Annotated in this window: 11 protein-coding genes; 2 read left to right on the top strand and 9 right to left on the bottom strand. The window is 61.9% G+C overall.

Annotation, left to right across the window (positions count from 1 at the left end; translation table 11 throughout):
• The first annotated feature begins 92 nt into the window (after positions 1 to 92).
• Positions 93 to 1,850 (top strand): allantoate amidohydrolase, encoded by a 1,758-nt coding sequence (locus AB4Z19_RS14420; RefSeq protein ID WP_442035492.1) that lies wholly within the window; start codon positions 93 to 95, stop codon positions 1,848 to 1,850.
• On the opposite strand, the gene AB4Z19_RS14415 is transcribed toward AB4Z19_RS14420, so the two are convergent.
• Positions 1,847 to 2,611, bottom strand: coding sequence for a sulfite exporter TauE/SafE family protein (locus tag AB4Z19_RS14415; RefSeq protein WP_442035491.1), 765 nt, complete (start codon positions 2,609 to 2,611; stop codon positions 1,847 to 1,849). The genes AB4Z19_RS14420 and AB4Z19_RS14415 overlap by 4 nt on opposite strands.
• A gap of 88 nt (positions 2,612 to 2,699) precedes the next feature.
• Here AB4Z19_RS14415 and AB4Z19_RS14410 point away from each other — a divergent pair, with 88 nt between their 5' ends.
• Positions 2,700 to 3,611 (top strand): LysR substrate-binding domain-containing protein, encoded by a 912-nt coding sequence (locus AB4Z19_RS14410; protein WP_442035490.1) that lies wholly within the window; start codon positions 2,700 to 2,702, stop codon positions 3,609 to 3,611.
• A 42-nt stretch (positions 3,612 to 3,653) separates the two neighbouring features.
• On the opposite strand, the gene AB4Z19_RS14405 is transcribed toward AB4Z19_RS14410, so the two are convergent.
• From AB4Z19_RS14405 to AB4Z19_RS14370, 8 genes are read right to left on the bottom strand one after another with little or no spacing between them, the layout of a single operon-like run.
• On the bottom strand, positions 3,654 to 4,886 hold the full coding sequence (locus AB4Z19_RS14405) for a Zn-dependent hydrolase (protein WP_442029045.1): 1,233 nt from the start codon (positions 4,884 to 4,886) through the stop codon (positions 3,654 to 3,656).
• Positions 4,887 to 4,895: 9 nt separating this feature from the next.
• Positions 4,896 to 6,290, bottom strand: coding sequence for a dihydropyrimidinase (gene hydA / locus AB4Z19_RS14400; protein WP_442035489.1), 1,395 nt, complete (start codon positions 6,288 to 6,290; stop codon positions 4,896 to 4,898).
• 16 nt (positions 6,291 to 6,306) lie between these two features.
• Complete coding sequence (locus tag AB4Z19_RS14395) at positions 6,307 to 7,782, bottom strand: NCS1 family nucleobase:cation symporter-1 (RefSeq protein ID WP_442028643.1); 1,476 nt, start codon at positions 7,780 to 7,782, stop codon at positions 6,307 to 6,309.
• A gap of 21 nt (positions 7,783 to 7,803) precedes the next feature.
• Positions 7,804 to 9,102 carry an NAD-dependent dihydropyrimidine dehydrogenase subunit PreA gene (gene preA / locus AB4Z19_RS14390; protein ID WP_442028645.1) on the bottom strand — a complete coding sequence of 433 codons (1,299 nt, stop codon included), beginning with the start codon at positions 9,100 to 9,102 and terminating at the stop codon, positions 7,804 to 7,806.
• Positions 9,095 to 10,465, bottom strand: a complete 1,371-nt coding sequence (locus tag AB4Z19_RS14385; RefSeq protein ID WP_442035488.1) for an NAD(P)-dependent oxidoreductase — start codon at positions 10,463 to 10,465, stop codon at positions 9,095 to 9,097. The genes preA and AB4Z19_RS14385 overlap by 8 nt, the downstream gene beginning before the upstream one ends.
• Positions 10,466 to 10,520: 55 nt before the next feature.
• Entirely contained in the window at positions 10,521 to 12,023 is a 1,503-nt protein-coding gene (locus AB4Z19_RS14380; RefSeq protein WP_442026531.1) for a CoA-acylating methylmalonate-semialdehyde dehydrogenase, read from the bottom strand.
• A gap of 15 nt (positions 12,024 to 12,038) precedes the next feature.
• The gene (gene ald / locus AB4Z19_RS14375) at positions 12,039 to 13,154 is read right to left on the bottom strand and encodes an alanine dehydrogenase (protein WP_442026530.1); all 1,116 of its coding nucleotides are present in this window, start codon (positions 13,152 to 13,154) and stop codon (positions 12,039 to 12,041) included.
• A gap of 12 nt (positions 13,155 to 13,166) precedes the next feature.
• Positions 13,167 to 14,486 carry an aspartate aminotransferase family protein gene (locus tag AB4Z19_RS14370; RefSeq protein ID WP_442035487.1) on the bottom strand — a complete coding sequence of 440 codons (1,320 nt, stop codon included), beginning with the start codon at positions 14,484 to 14,486 and terminating at the stop codon, positions 13,167 to 13,169.
• Positions 14,487 to 14,637: the final 151 nt, after the last annotated feature.

The following is a 14,637-nucleotide window of genomic DNA, read 5'->3' as shown; positions in this document are numbered from 1 at the left end:
TAATCAGGAGGTGTATAAGCGCTATTTTCGGCCGCTTATATGCCTCCGCGCCCGGCGCGCTATGATCGTAAGTTCACTATGGGATATTTGCGATGACGACTCTCTCCGATCTGAACACCTGCGACCAAGCGGCTTTCGCGGACCGCTTGCGCGGCCTGTACGAGCACTCGCCCTGGATTCCGGAGCGGGCCTGGTCGCAGCGTCCGTTTGCCACGGTGACTGCGCTGAAGCAGGCCTTGCAAGGTGTGGTGTCCTCCGCCACGCTGGATGAGCAGCTTGGCCTGATCCGCGCTCACCCGGAGCTGGCGGGCAAAGCGGCCATCGCCGGTGAGCTGACCGCCGAATCGACCAGCGAACAGGCCAAGTCCGGCCTGAATCTGTGCAGCCCCGAGGAATTCACCACGCTGCACAAGCTGAATGCCGATTACAACGAGAAGTTCGGCTTCCCCTTTATCCTTGCGGTGAAAGGCCCCACCGGCCAGGGTCTGACGCGCGAGACGGTCATCGCATCCTTTGCGCGCCGCTTGAAAAACCAGCGCAGCGATGAAATCGCGGAGTGCCTGCGCCAGATTCACCGCATCGCCGAAATCAGGCTGAACGAGCTGCTGGGCGTCTCACTGGCGTTCGGCCCGCAGATCATGCAATGGTCGGAAGATCTGGCGCAATGGAGCGATGACGCCGACGGCCTGACCTGTGCTTACATGACCGAAGCACACCGCCATACGTCCGTCCGGCTGGCCGACATGATGCGCGCGTCAGGCATGTCCGTGACGATCGATGCCGTCGGCAATGTGGTTGGCCGTTATCTGTCCGACGCGCCGGGCGCAAAAACCTTGATCACCGGATCGCATTACGACACCGTGCGCAATGGCGGCAAATACGACGGACGCCTCGGCATCCTGCTGCCGATCGCCATCGTGCAGCAGCTGCATGAACGCGGCGAAAAGCTGCCTTTCCATTTCGAAGTGATCGGTTTTGCGGAAGAAGAAGGCGTGCGCTTCCGCTCCACTTTCCTGGGCAGTAATGCAGTGACCGGGCAGTTCAATATGTCGCTGCTCGACGCCGTCGATGCGGATGGCGTCACCATGCGCAAAGCACTGCTGGATGCAGGCCACGATCCTGCCACAATTCCCTTCGTCGCCCGCAAGCGCGAGGACGTGCTGGGCTTTGTAGAAGTCCACATCGAACAAGGCCCGGTCCTGCTGGAACGCGGTCTGCCGCTGGGCGTGGTGACCGCCATTGCCGGCAGCTCGCGCTTCCTGATCGAGTTGACCGGCCTCGCCAGCCACGCTGGCACCACGCCGATGACCATGCGCAAAGATGCCGCTGCCGCTGCGGCTGAAATCGTGCTGCTGGTAGAGAAACGCTGCTCGCAGGCGGATTCGCTGGTCGGCACAGTTGGCCAGTTGGCCGTGCCCGGCGGCTCCGTGAACGTGATTCCCGGCGCATGCAAACTCTCGCTGGATATCCGCGCCGCAGACGACGCCGTGCGCAAGGCGGCAGTGGAAGACATCATGGACGGCATCGCCGCCATCTGCAAGCGCCGACAGATCGAATGGCACGCCGAGCGCATCGTCGAAGCCAGTGCCGCGCCATGCGCGCCGTGGCTGATGGACCAATTCGGTGCTGCCGTCGAACGCACCGGCCTGCAGCGCTTCGACCTGCTCTCCGGCGCCGGTCACGACGCCATGGCCATGGCATCCCTGACCGGCGTCGCCATGCTGTTCACCCGCTGCGGCAACGGCGGCATCAGCCACAATCCGCTCGAAACAATGACTGCCGACGATGCCGACCTCGCCGCAGTCACCCTCCTCGACCTGCTGCGCAACTTCACACCAAAGACCGCCTAAGCCAGCGCGAGGTGACCGCCGAGGGCGATCAAGGTGCCGAAGAAGCAGCGGCGGAACAGGACAGGATTCATGCGCCGGCGCAGCCAGGTGCCGAGGTACATGCCCGCCATGGCGGGAAATTGCGCCAGCAGTGATGCGCCCGCGACGGCGGGATGCAAAGCGTCGTGCATGGCAAGCGTGACCGCCAGCGCAGCCGTGGAGACAGTGAAGGACAAGCCCATCGCCTGTACCAGCTCATCGCGCTTGAGACCAAGCGCCTGCAAGTAAGGCACGGCGGGCAGGGTGAATACGCCGCTGGCCGCAGTCAGCAGACCGGTGAGCGCACCGATGACCGGCGACAGCCAGGGTTCCGCGCCTTCAGGCACAGTAAAACGGATGGCCAGCAGGCCGAGGATGCCGTAGATGGCCAGCGCGACGCCCAGCGTGGCATTGGCGCTCCACGACACTCCGAGGCTTCCGGCGTCCCCGGCTGGCGCAGACCCAACCACTGCAAACATCGCGCTGCCCGCCAGCGTGCCGAGACAGATTGCCACAAGCATTGGCCAAAAACGCTGCCATAACGGGAAAACCGGCTCGCCACTGGCCAGTTGCCATACATTCGTCAAAAGCGAAGGCACGATCAACAATGCTGCCGCTTCGAGTGGCGGCACGAAAAGGCTGAGCAGCGCCATGGCGACTGTGGGCAGGCCCATCCCCGTAACGCCTTTCACCACGCCTGCCAGGACGAATACGACGCCGATGTAGATGATATGAGTTTCCATATCCATCAGTCTGCCAGCGCCGGGAAAGTTAGAAAATGTGGAATATACTGTCCCTGCCTTCGTCAATTCCGAAGGCAGGAGAATCCCCATGCGCTACGACCTGACCGACCTCAAACTCTTCCTGCGCGTCGCCGAAACCGGCAGCATCACGGCAGGCGCCGAGCAGACGCACCTGGCGCTCGCCTCAGCCAGCGCGCGCATCCGCGGCATGGAGGACACGCTTGGCGTCCCACTTCTGGTGCGTGGCCGGCGCGGCGTCGAGCCCACCGCCGCGGGCCGCACCCTGCTGCACCACGCCCGCGCCATAACCCAGCAAATGGAGCGCATGCGCGCCGATCTTGGCGAGTATGCGACCGGGTTGAAAGGCCATATCCGCCTGCTGTGCAATACGTCGGCACTCACCGAATATCTGCCGGACGCGCTGGCTGACTTCATGGCCAAACACCCGCAGGTGAATATCGACCTGGAAGAGCGGCTCAGCCGAGAGATCGTGCAGGCGCTGCGCAACGACCTCGCCGACATTGGCATCATCAGCGACGCCGTGGATAACAGCGGGCTGGAAACCGCCCTGCTGCGCAAGGACCGGCTGGTGCTGGTGATGGCGCCTGGCCATCCCCTGGCCCGGCGTGTGGGCCGCCGCACCAGCGTCGCATTTGGCGACGTGGTGGATGAGGAATTTATCGGCCTGGCCGGCGACAGCGCCCTGCAGCAGCACATCGGCGAACACGCAACGCGGCTTGGCGCGCGCCTGCGCTACCGCGTGCGCGTGCGGAGTTTTGATGCCGTGTGCCGGATGGTCGCCGTCGGCAACGGCATTGCCGTGGTACCGGAATCGGCGGCGCAGCGCTCGCGCGATGCGTCCGCAGTCAAGGTGCTGGGCTTGAGTGATTCATGGGCGAACAGGCAGCAATTGCTGGCCACACGTAGCTATGCTGCCTTGCCTGGTTATGCGAAAGAGCTTGTGGATACGCTGCGTACAGGCGATTGGAAAGCGGCGTAAAGGCGGATCGATGATCCGCCCTACGCGACGCAGGCCCTCTGCCTAACGATCTGCCATTTCGAGCATCGCGTGCAGCAGCACGTTGCAGCCTGCTTCCAGGTGCTCCGACTTGGCGTCCTCGATCTCGTTGTGGCTAATGCCGTCCTTGCAGGGCACGAAGATCATGCCTGCCGGCGCCACGCGTGCCGCATAGATTGCGTCGTGGCCGGCGCCGGAGACGACGTCCATCACTGAATAGCCCAGTTTATCGGTCGCCTTGCGTACCGCTCCCACGCAGTCAGGATGGAAGGGGCATGGCGGATAGTAGGACACGCGCTCGACCTGGATCTTCAGGCCAGTCTCCAGCGATGTCTTATCCACGAAGGCCAGCATTTCTTCATGCATTTTGTTCAGCAGCTCGTCATTCACATTGCGCAGGTCGATGCTGAACTTGACCTGGCCGGGAATCACGTTGCGGCTATTGGGGAAGACCTGCATCATGCCCACCGTGCCGCGTCCGTACGGCGGATAGCGATTGGCGATGGCCACTACTTCCTGAATGATGCGTGTGGACACCTGCATCGCATCCTTCCGCAAATGCATAGGCGTCGGCCCCGCGTGGGCCTCCATGCCGGTGACGGTGCAGTCGTACCAGGAAAGGCCCATTACGGCAGGCACCACGCCAATCACCTTGTCCTCATCCTCCAGCACCGGGCCTTGTTCGATGTGCGTCTCGAAGTACGCGCCAATCGGATGCTGTCCCGGAACCTGGTCGCCCATATAGCCGATGCGTGCCAGCTCGTCGCGCACAGTCTTGCCTTCGATGTCCTTGGCAGCGTAGGCGTGCTCCAGGGTGAAAGCGCCGCAGAACACGCCGGAACCCATCATCACCGGCACGAAACGCGAGCCTTCCTCATTGGTCCAGAACGCGACTTCGATCGGCGCCCTGGTCTTGATGCCTTTGTCGTTCAGGGTACGCACGACTTCCAGGCCGGCCAGCACGCCGTAATTGCCGTCGAATTTGCCGCCGGTAGGCTGGGTGTCGATATGGCTGCCCGTCATGATCGGCGGCAACGAGTTATCCGTGCCGTCGCGGCGCATGAAGACGTTGCCGATCTGGTCGACCGTGACCGACATGCCGGCCGCGCGTCCCCAGCCGACAACCAGGTCGCGGCCTTGCTTGTCGAGGTCCGTCAATGTGAGTCGTTTGACGCCGCCTTTGGGTGTGGCGCCGATTTTGGCCAATTCCATCAGCGAGTCCCACAGGCGCTGGCCATTGATACGTAAATCGCTCATGCTTGCTCCTTAGCGCGCCGTGATGGGCGCAAATGCCGGACGGTCGATGTGGCGGCCCGCGCCTTCCACCGCTCTCAATTCGCCGCGGTGATAAACGACCTTGCCCGCCGCCACCGTGGTGCTCGGAATGCCTTTGACGGTGCGTCCTTCGAAGACGTTGAAGCCGCCCTTGTTGTGCTGGGTCCTGGCCGAAATCGTGCGTGTGCCTTCCGGGTCCCACACCACAATGTCGGCATCGGAGCCCGCAGCGATCAGTCCTTTGCGCGGATAGATATTAAAGATCTGCGCCGCGTTGGCCGACGTCACGCGCACGAATTCGGACGGCGTCAGCTTGCCGCTATTGACGCCTTCGTCCCAGATCACGGCCATGCGGTCTTCCACGCCGCCGCAGCCGTTCGGGATCTTGGTGAAGTCATTGCGTCCAGCCGCTTTCTGCTCGGCGCAGAAAGTGCAGTGATCGGTCGCCGTGGTGTGCAGATTCCCGCCCTGCAGGCCTTGCCACAGCGCCTTCTGGTGCTCCTTGCTGCGGAACGGTGGGCTCATCACGTGGCCCGCTGCGTAGTCGAAGTCCGGATGCTCATACACGCTGTCGTCCACGATCAAATGGCCAGCCAGCGCCTCGCCATATACACGTTGTCCGGCAGCGCGGGCGCGCGTGATGGCATCCAGCGATTCTTTGCAGGAGACGTGGACAATGTACAGCGGGGTTCCCAACACATTCGCAATGGCGATCGCGCGGTTCGCGGCTTCGGCTTCCACTGCGGGTGGGCGCGACAGCGGATGCGCGCGCGGACCGGTAATGCCCTTTTCCAGCAGTTCCTTCTGCAACTGGAAAACCAGCTCGCCATTCTCGGCGTGTACGGTCGGGATGGCGCCCAGCTCCAGCGCGCGGCGGAAAGAGCGCACCAGTGTCTCATCGTCCGCCATGATGGCGTTCTTGTAGGCCATGAAGTGCTTGAAACTGTTCACGCCATGATTGCGTACCAGTGTTCCCATTTCTTCGTGAACCTGATCCGACCACCAGGTGACCGCAACGTGGAAAGTGTAGTCGCCCGCCGACTTCGCAGCCCAGCCGCGCCATTGGTGATATGCCTCCAGCAGCGATTGCTTTGGATTAGGGATCACGAAATCGATGATGGTCGTGTTGCCGCCGGCAAGGCCCGCCGCGGTGCCTGTGAAGAAGTCGTCCTGCGTGACAGTGCCCATGAAGGGCAGGTTCATGTGGGTGTGCGGATCGATCCCGCCCGGCATGACGTACTGGCCGCCTGCGTCGATCTCGTGTGCGCCGGCCGGCACATCAAGGTTCGGGCCGACCGCGACGATCTTGTCGCCTTCGCACAGCACGTCGGCACGATAAGCGCGGTCCGCGTTCACTACAGTACCGCCACGAATAATTGTCGCCATATTGCTTCTCCAAAGTTCAGGACTGCGGGGCAGTATTCAGCGTGGCCGCTGCCCTGCCCTTCATCATGATTCCGTACACAAGGGCTGAAATGGCGATGCCAACAAACCATGCGTAGGTATAAATCAGCTTGAAGCCTTGGCCCACATCGGCGAAGCTTTGCGGGAAGGCCGCATTCAGGAAGCCCGGCACATTCGGCATCACGCCGAGCACAAAGGCCACCAGTGCTGCGGAATTCCAGCCGTTCGTGTATGAATATTCGCCATCGTGCACATAGAGCTGATCCACTTTCAGATTCGTTTTGCGGACGAAGTAATAGTCGATGATCAGCACACCCGCGATGGGGCCAAGCAGCGCCGAGTAGCCAATCAGCCAGGTGAAGATATAACCTTGCGTGGTTTCCAGCAGCTTCCACGGCATCATCACCAGCGCAATGCCAGCGGTGATATAGCCGCCGATACGGTAGCTGATCACCTTCGGCGCCAGCGCCGAGAAGTCATAAGCAGGGCCGACCAGATTCGCCGCCAGATTCACGCTAACGGTGTCGATCAACAGAATGATCAGCGCAATCAGCACCGCTGCGCCGGTCATGCGGCTGGCCAGATCAACCGGGTCCCAGATCGCTTTGCCGTACAGGACGATGGTGGCCGATGTCACGATCACCGCCAGCGCGGCCAGCAAGCCCATCGGCACAGGCAGGCCCACCGACTGGCCCAGCACCTGGTCGCGCTGCGTTTTCGCGAAGCGCGTGAAGTCGGGAATATTCAGCGCCAGCGTAGCCCAGAAGCCGACCATGGCCGTCAGCGAAGGCCAGAAGGTCGGCCAGAACTGGCCTGCTTTCTTGCCGCCTTCAACGAACTGCGAGGGCTGATTCAGCAGCGGACCGAAGCCGCCGGCACGCTCATAGACCCACCACAGCAGCACGAAGCAGATGATGATCTTCAGCGGCGCCGTGTAGGTTTCCAGTTTGCGGATCGCGTCCATGCCGTGGACGATGTAATAAAACTGGATAGCCCAGAAGCCCAGGAAGCAAAGCAGCTGTGCCAGATTGATGCCAAGACCGGGCAGCTTATCGCCGCCGATCTCTCCACCCGTCATTACGCCCAGCAGCGTGTAAATCATCTGCCCGCCGAACCAGGTCTGGATGCCGTACCAGCCGCAGGCCACAATCGCGCGCATCAGCGCCGGCAGCCGCGCGCCGGTGGTGCCGAACGAGGCGCGTGCCAGCACCGCATACGGAATGCCGTACTTGGTGCCCGCGTGGCCGATGGCCAGCATCGGCAGCAGCACAATCGTGTTGGCCAGGAAGACCGTCAACACCGCCTGATATGCGGACATGCCGCCTTCAATCAGGCTGGCAGCCAAAGTGTATGCGGGGATGCACATGACCATCCCCACCCAGAGTGCAGCAAAGTGATACCAGCGCCATGTGCGCTGTGCGGCGCTGGTTGGCGCCAGGTCTTCGTTCCACAAATGCGGACTGTCATTGCTCACTGACGCTCTCCTCTTCGGAGATCAGCTGGCTGCGCTGACCTCTTTTGCGATCTCCGCGCGTGGATTGCGCGGGTCCTGGGTCCAGTTCATGTACGGCTTGCCGGTCTGCTGCGGGACCATGGTAATGCATCCTTGCACCGGACAGGTAATTTCGCACAGATTGCAGCCGACGCATTCCTGCTCGTTGACCTGGTAGGTCCGCGTGCCGGTCGCTTCGTCCACCAGCTGGAAGATGGACTGGTGCGACGTATCCTCGCACGCCACATAGCAGCGGCCGCACTTGATGCAGTCGTCCTGGCTGATGTGGGCGATGGTCTTGAAGTTCATGTCCAGGTACTTCCAGTCGGTGGTGTTCGGCACCGCCTTGCCGCGGAAGTCTTCCAGCGTCTTGTAGCCTTTGGAGTCCATCCAGCGCGAAAGACCGTCCTTCATCTCTTCGACGATGCGGAAGCCGTGCAGCATCGCCGCAGTGCAGACCTGCACACTGCCCGCGCCCAGCGCGATGAACTCCGCCGCGTCACGCCAGTTGCTGATGCCGCCGATACCGGAGATGGGAAGCCCCCTGGTTTCAGGATCGCGCGCGATTTCGGCCACCATGTTCAGGGCGATCGGCTTGACGGCTGTGCCGCAGTAACCGCCATGGGTGCTGGCATTTCCGACCATCGGCAATGCAGCCATGCGGTCCAGGTCAATCGAGGTAATCGAGTTGATGGTGTTGATCAGCGAGACTGCGTCGGCGCCACCCTTCTGCGCAGCGCGTGCAGGACGGCGGATATCCGTGATGTTCGGCGTCAGCTTCACAATCACCGGCAGCTTCGTGTGCTTTTTGCACCAAGCCGTCACCTGCTCCACATATTCCGGCACCTGGCCGACAGCGGAACCCATGCCGCGTTCCGGCATGCCGTGCGGGCAGCCGAAATTCAGCTCGATGCCGTCCGCGCCGGTCGCTTCGACCAGCGGCAGGATATGCGCCCAGTAGTGCTCTTCACAAGGCAGCATCAAGGACACCACCATCGCGCGGTCCGGCCAGGCCTTCTTCACGGCCGTGATTTCATCCAGATTGGTTTGCAGCAGGCGGTCGGTAATCAGCTCGATATTGTTGAAGCCGATGACTTCGCGGTTCTTGCCGTAGATGGCCGAGTAGCGCGAGGACACGTTCACAGGCGGCGGATCTTCACCCAGCGTCTTCCACACCACGCCGCCCCACCCTGCTTCGAAGGCGCGGATCACGTTGTAGGCTTTATCGGTCGGCGGCGCGGAGGCCAGCCAGAACGGATTGGGCGCCTTGATGCCGCAGAAATTGATGCTCAGATCAGCCATGGACGCCTCCCTTGGTCGAAATATCGTTATGGATTGCGAGCGCAGCCAGCTTGCCATGCTGGACGGCTTGCACCGTCAGGTCCTGTCCCGGCGCCACACAGTCCCCGCCGGCGTAAATGCCTGGCAGGACGGTGCGGAACTGATCGTCGACATGGATCTTGTCGCCATCCCGCTTCAGCAGCGTCGCCAGCGGATCGTTCAGCGATTCAGTGTCCATGCTCTGGCCGATGGCCTTGAACACGGCATCGGCCGTGATTTCGAAGGTAACGCCAGTGCCGACGAGGCGCGAGCCTTCGAGATGCGTGCGTTCGAAGCGCATGCCACGCACACGGCCCGCTTCATCCAGCAGCACCTGCTTTGGCTGCGCCCAGGTTTGCATGCGCACCTGGTTGGCCTTGGCGATGTCCTGTTCGTGATGTGTGGCGCTCATGGCGTCGAAGCCGCGGCGATAAACCATGGTCACTTCTTCAGCACCCAGGCGCCGGATTTGCACGGCCATGTCGATGGCGGTATTGCCGGCGCCGATCACGATGGCGCGGCGTGGGACCGGCAACTTGGCCAGGTCGCTGGCCTGGCGCAGTTCGGCGATGTAGTCCACGGCAGCCATCAGGCCGGGAGCATCTTCTCCCGTGAGGCCGAGCTGGCGGCTGGCGCCGAGGCCAAGACCGAGGAAGACTGCGTCATATTCGTCATGCAGCGCCTTCAGCTGCACGTTGTCGCCCAGCTTCTGGCCATGGCGGATTTCGATGCCGCCCACGCCCAACAGAAAGTCCACTTCCTTTTGCGCGAAATTGTCGGTCAGTTTGTATTTCGCAATGCCGTATTCATTCAGGCCGCCGGATTTCTCCTGCGCTTCGTAAATCACGACGTCGTTGCCCAGCATCGCCAGGCGGTGCGCACAGGACAGGCCTGCCGGACCGGCGCCGACTACGGCGATCTTCTTGCCGGTGGAGGCGGCGCGCTTGAACGGGTGGCTCTCAAACGCCGCATGATCGAGCGCGTAACGCTGCAGCAGGCCAATCTTCACCGGCTGGCCTTCCGCATCGTGATTGCGCACGCAGGCGTCTTCACACAGGATCTCGGTCGGACAGACGCGCGAGCAGCTTCCGCCCAGGATATTCTGCTGCAGGATGCCGACCGCGGCGCCGTTGACGTTCTTTTCGTGGATGTTGCGGATGAAGCTTGCTACGTCAATGCCTGTGGGGCAGATGCGTGTGCACGGCGCGTCATAGCAATACAGACAGCGCGCGCTTTCAATCGCCGCCTGGCGTGCGTTCAGCGGTGGCGCGAGGTCTGTGAATTGTCCGGCCAGCTCTTCGTTCGTGGCTTTTGGCTGCGGTATGTATTTGAGTGACTCGATCATTGCCTCTTCCTCGCTACGTTTTGAACGGCGGATCGATGATCCGCCCTACGCTTGTTCACTTCATTTGTGGGAATGCAAATTGCGCGCCAGCGCTGGCGGTGTTCGGCCAGCGCTGCATCACGGCTTTGTGGCGCGTGTAGAACCGCACGCCTTCGGGGCCGTAGGCGTGGTGGTCGCCGAACAGGCTGCGCTTCCAGCCGCCGAAGCTGTTGAAGGCCATCGGCACCGGCAGCGGAACGTTCACGCCCACCATGCCGACATTGATCTGGCGGACGAACTCGCGCGCCACGCCGCCATCGCGGGTGAACACGGCGACGCCGTTGCCATATTCGTTCTTGTTAATCAGCTCCACGGCCGTGGCCACGTCAGGCAGGCGCACCACGCACAGCACCGGACCGAAGATCTCTTCCTTGTAGATCGTCATATCCGGCGTGACGTTGTCGAACAGCGTCCCGCCAATAAAGAAGCCGTTCGGACGCTCGGGTACTTTGTAGTTGCGCCCATCGACCACCAGCTTGGCGCCCTGCTCCACACCTTCGCCAATCAGGCGCTCGATGCGCTGCTTGGCGGCGGCCGTCACCACAGGCCCCATTTCGGCGTCGGACGCCATGCCGTCGCGCACTTTCAGTGCAGCGGTGCGCTTTTCCAGTGCGCCGATCAGCTTATCGGCCGCATCACCGACAGCTGCGACGACGGAGATTGCCATGCAGCGCTCGCCGGCCGATCCGAAGGCGGCGCCCATCAGGGCATCGACCGCCATGTCCATGTCCGCATCGGGCATCACGACCATATGGTTCTTTGCGCCGCCCAGCGCCTGCACGCGCTTGCCGTGCGAGGAGCCGCGCGAGTAGATGTACTCCGCAATCGGCGTGGAGCCGACGAAGCTCACCGCCTGCACTACCGGATGATCCAGCAGCGCATCCACCGCCACTTTATCGCCCTGCACCACATTGAATACGCCGTCCGGCAGCCCCGCTTCTTTCAGCAGGCGCGCGTGCAGCAGCGATGGCGACGGATCGCGCTCGGAAGGCTTCAGCACAAAGGTATTGCCGCAAGCGATAGCGATCGGGAACATCCACATCGGCACCATCACCGGGAAGTTGAATGGCGTGATGCCGGCAACAACACCTAGTGGCTGACGCATCGACCACGCATCGATGCCGCGCGCAATCTGGTCGGTGAATTCGCCCTTCATCAATTGCGGAATGCCGACGGCGAACTCCACCATCTCGATGCCACGCGCCACTTCACCCTGCGCATCGGAGAACGTCTTGCCGTGCTCGCGCGTCAGCAAGGCCGCGAATTCGTCCGTATGCTGCTGGCACAGTTGCAGGTACTTGAACAGCACGCGCGCGCGGGTCAGCGCCGGCGTGGCGGACCAGGAAGGGAAAGCCTTCTCGGCGGCCTTCACGGCCGCATCGACTTCTTCGGACGTGCCAAGCGCCACGCGGGCAACCGGCTCGCCCAGCGCGGGATTGAACACGTCGCCATAACGGCCACTGGCCGTGTCGACCTTCGTGCCGTTGATGAAATGGGTAATGGTATCGAGGTCGCTCATCTTGCTCTCTTCAATTCAACCCAGCAGGGAATCTGCCGGTACATAGGGATAGCCAAGTGCATGCGCCACCGCTTCATAGGTGACGTGGCCCTGGCATACATTCAGTCCGTCTTTCAGATGCGGGTTGGCCTTCATCGCTTTCGCCCAGCCTTTGTCCGCCAGCGCCAGCGCGTGGCCGATGGTGGCGTTGTTCAGGGCGAAGGTCGAAGTACGTGCCACAGCGCCCGGCATATTCGCCACGCAGTAGTGGATCACGCCATCGACCACAAACGTCGGATTCTCGTGCGTGGTCGCGTGCGAAGTCTCGAAGCAGCCGCCCTGATCGATCGCCACGTCCACCACCACGGAGCCCGCTTTCATGCGTGCCACCATGGCGCGCGTGACGAGCTTCGGTGCGGCAGCGCCGGGAACCAGCACGCCGCCGATCACCAGGTCCGCATCGGTTACCGCATCGTCGATCGTGTGCGCGTTGGAGAACATGGTCTGGATGCGATTGCCGTAAATGAGATCCAGCTGGCGCAGGCGGTCAACGTTCTTGTCCAGCACCGTCACGCGCGCGCCCATGCCAACGGCGATCTGCAGCGCGTTGGTTCCGACTACGCCAGCGCCGATAATCGCCACATGGCCCGGCGCCACGCCCGGCACGCCACCCAGCAGCAGACCCATGCCGCCTTTCGATTTCTCCAGATGCGCCGCACCCGCCTGAATCGACATGCGCCCCGCCACTTCGCTCATCGGCGCCAGCAGCGGCAAGCCGCCGTTTGGTCCGGTAATAGTTTCGTAGGCGATGCAGATGGCTTTCGAAGCCACCAGCGCCCTGGTTTGTTCCGGGTCTGGCGCCAGATGCAGGTATGTGTACAGGATCTGGTTCTCGCGCAGCATCGCGCACTCCTGCGGCTGCGGCTCCTTCACCTTCACGACCATCTCGGCACGCGCGAAGATTTCTTCCGCGGTGTCAACGATGGTGGCTCCGGAAGCCGCATACATTTCGTCAGTCAGTCCGATGGCTGCGCCCGCGTTGTGTTGCACCAGCACCTGGTGGCCGCGGAGTGTCAGTTCTTTTACGCTGGCCGGGGTAAGGCCAACGCGCGATTCCTGATTCTTGATTTCCTTCGGTACGCCTACCAACATGGTTTGTCTCCTCTAATCTAGATTTTTCAAAACCTTGGCGAGCTTTCCAAACAGTTCGTCGATGTGCTTCTTCTCAAAGGTCAGTGGAGGCGACAAAGCGATGATGTCGCCGGTAACGCGGATCAAGACGCCTTCTTCCGCGAATGCTTTCTTGAACGCGGCGTAAGCGCGCGCTCCGGGTTTTGCCGCAATGGGCGCCAGCTCGATGCCCGCCACCAGGCCGATGGTTCTGATGTCGATCACGTTCGGCAAGCCTTTCAGGGAGTGCACCGCATTTTCCCAGTAAGGCTGGACTTCTTTCGCGTGATCGAGGATGCCTTCGCTGTTGAATACATCCAGCGTGGCCAGCGATGCCGCGCAGGCGACCGGGTGGCCGGAGTAGGTGTAACCGTGGAACAGCTCAATGCCGGCCGGCGCTTCCATGAAGGCGTCGTGAATGAATTTCTTGCTGAAGACCGCGCCCATCGGAATGGTACCGTTGGTGAGTCCTTTGGCAGTGGTCATCATGTCCGGCTCGACGTCGAAATAGTCGACAGCGAATGGTGTGGTGAGGCGGCCAAAGCCGGTAATCACTTCATCGAAGATCAACAGGATGCCATGCTTGGTGCACAGCTCGCGCAGGCGCTTCAGGTAGCCCTTGGGCGGAATCAGCACGCCGGTAGAACCAGCCACCGGTTCCACGATCACGGCGGCGATGGTCGACGCGTCGTGCAGCGTAACGATGCGTTCCAGTTCGTCGGCCAGGTTGGCGCCGTGTTCAGGCTCGCCGCGCGTGAAAGCGTTCTTCTCGATATTGTGGGTATGCGGCAGATGGTCAACACCCGGCAACAGCGCGCCGTAGGGCTTGCGGTTGCCCGCGATGCCGCCGACCGAGATGCCGCCGAAGCCCACGCCATGGTAGCCGCGCTCGCGGCCGATCAAACGGGTACGGCTGCCTTCACCTCGCGCGCGGTGATACGCCAGCGCGATCTTCAATGCGGTGTCGACGGATTCGGAACCGGAGTTGGTATAGAAGACATGGCCGAACTTGTGGCCCGTATAGTCCATCAGTTTTTCGGCTAGGTCGAAAGCCGAAGGGTGTCCCATCTGGAAGGTGGGTGCGAAGTCGAGCTGGCCGACCATTTTGCGCACGGCGGAGACGATCTTCGGATGCGAGTGGCCGACAGGGACGCACCACAGGCCTGCGGTGCCGTCGAGAATCGGGCGGCCGTCCACGTCCTTGTAATAGACGCCTTCTGCGGACACCAGCAGCCGCGGGCTCGCTTTGAAGTCACGGTTGTTGGTGAAGGGCATCCAGAATGCGTCCATCGACTCTGGCCGGGTCTCGTTCATGTCGCGTCCTCCAAGGTTTTTGACGACTCTAAAAAAACTTTACCAGTTGGCAAAATCATGATGCAATAATAGACAGCCAAATAACTATGGCACATATACACATACGCGGAAACGATCCAACCGTACAGGTGGCAAAAACAGTACAGTTGAA

This window comes from Pseudoduganella sp. RAF19, from assembly GCF_052114165.1.
GTDB lineage: Bacteria > Pseudomonadota > Gammaproteobacteria > Burkholderiales > Burkholderiaceae_D > Rugamonas.
The sequence above is the reverse complement of the archived record's forward strand: the minus strand, read 5'-3'. Positions and strand labels throughout refer to the sequence as shown.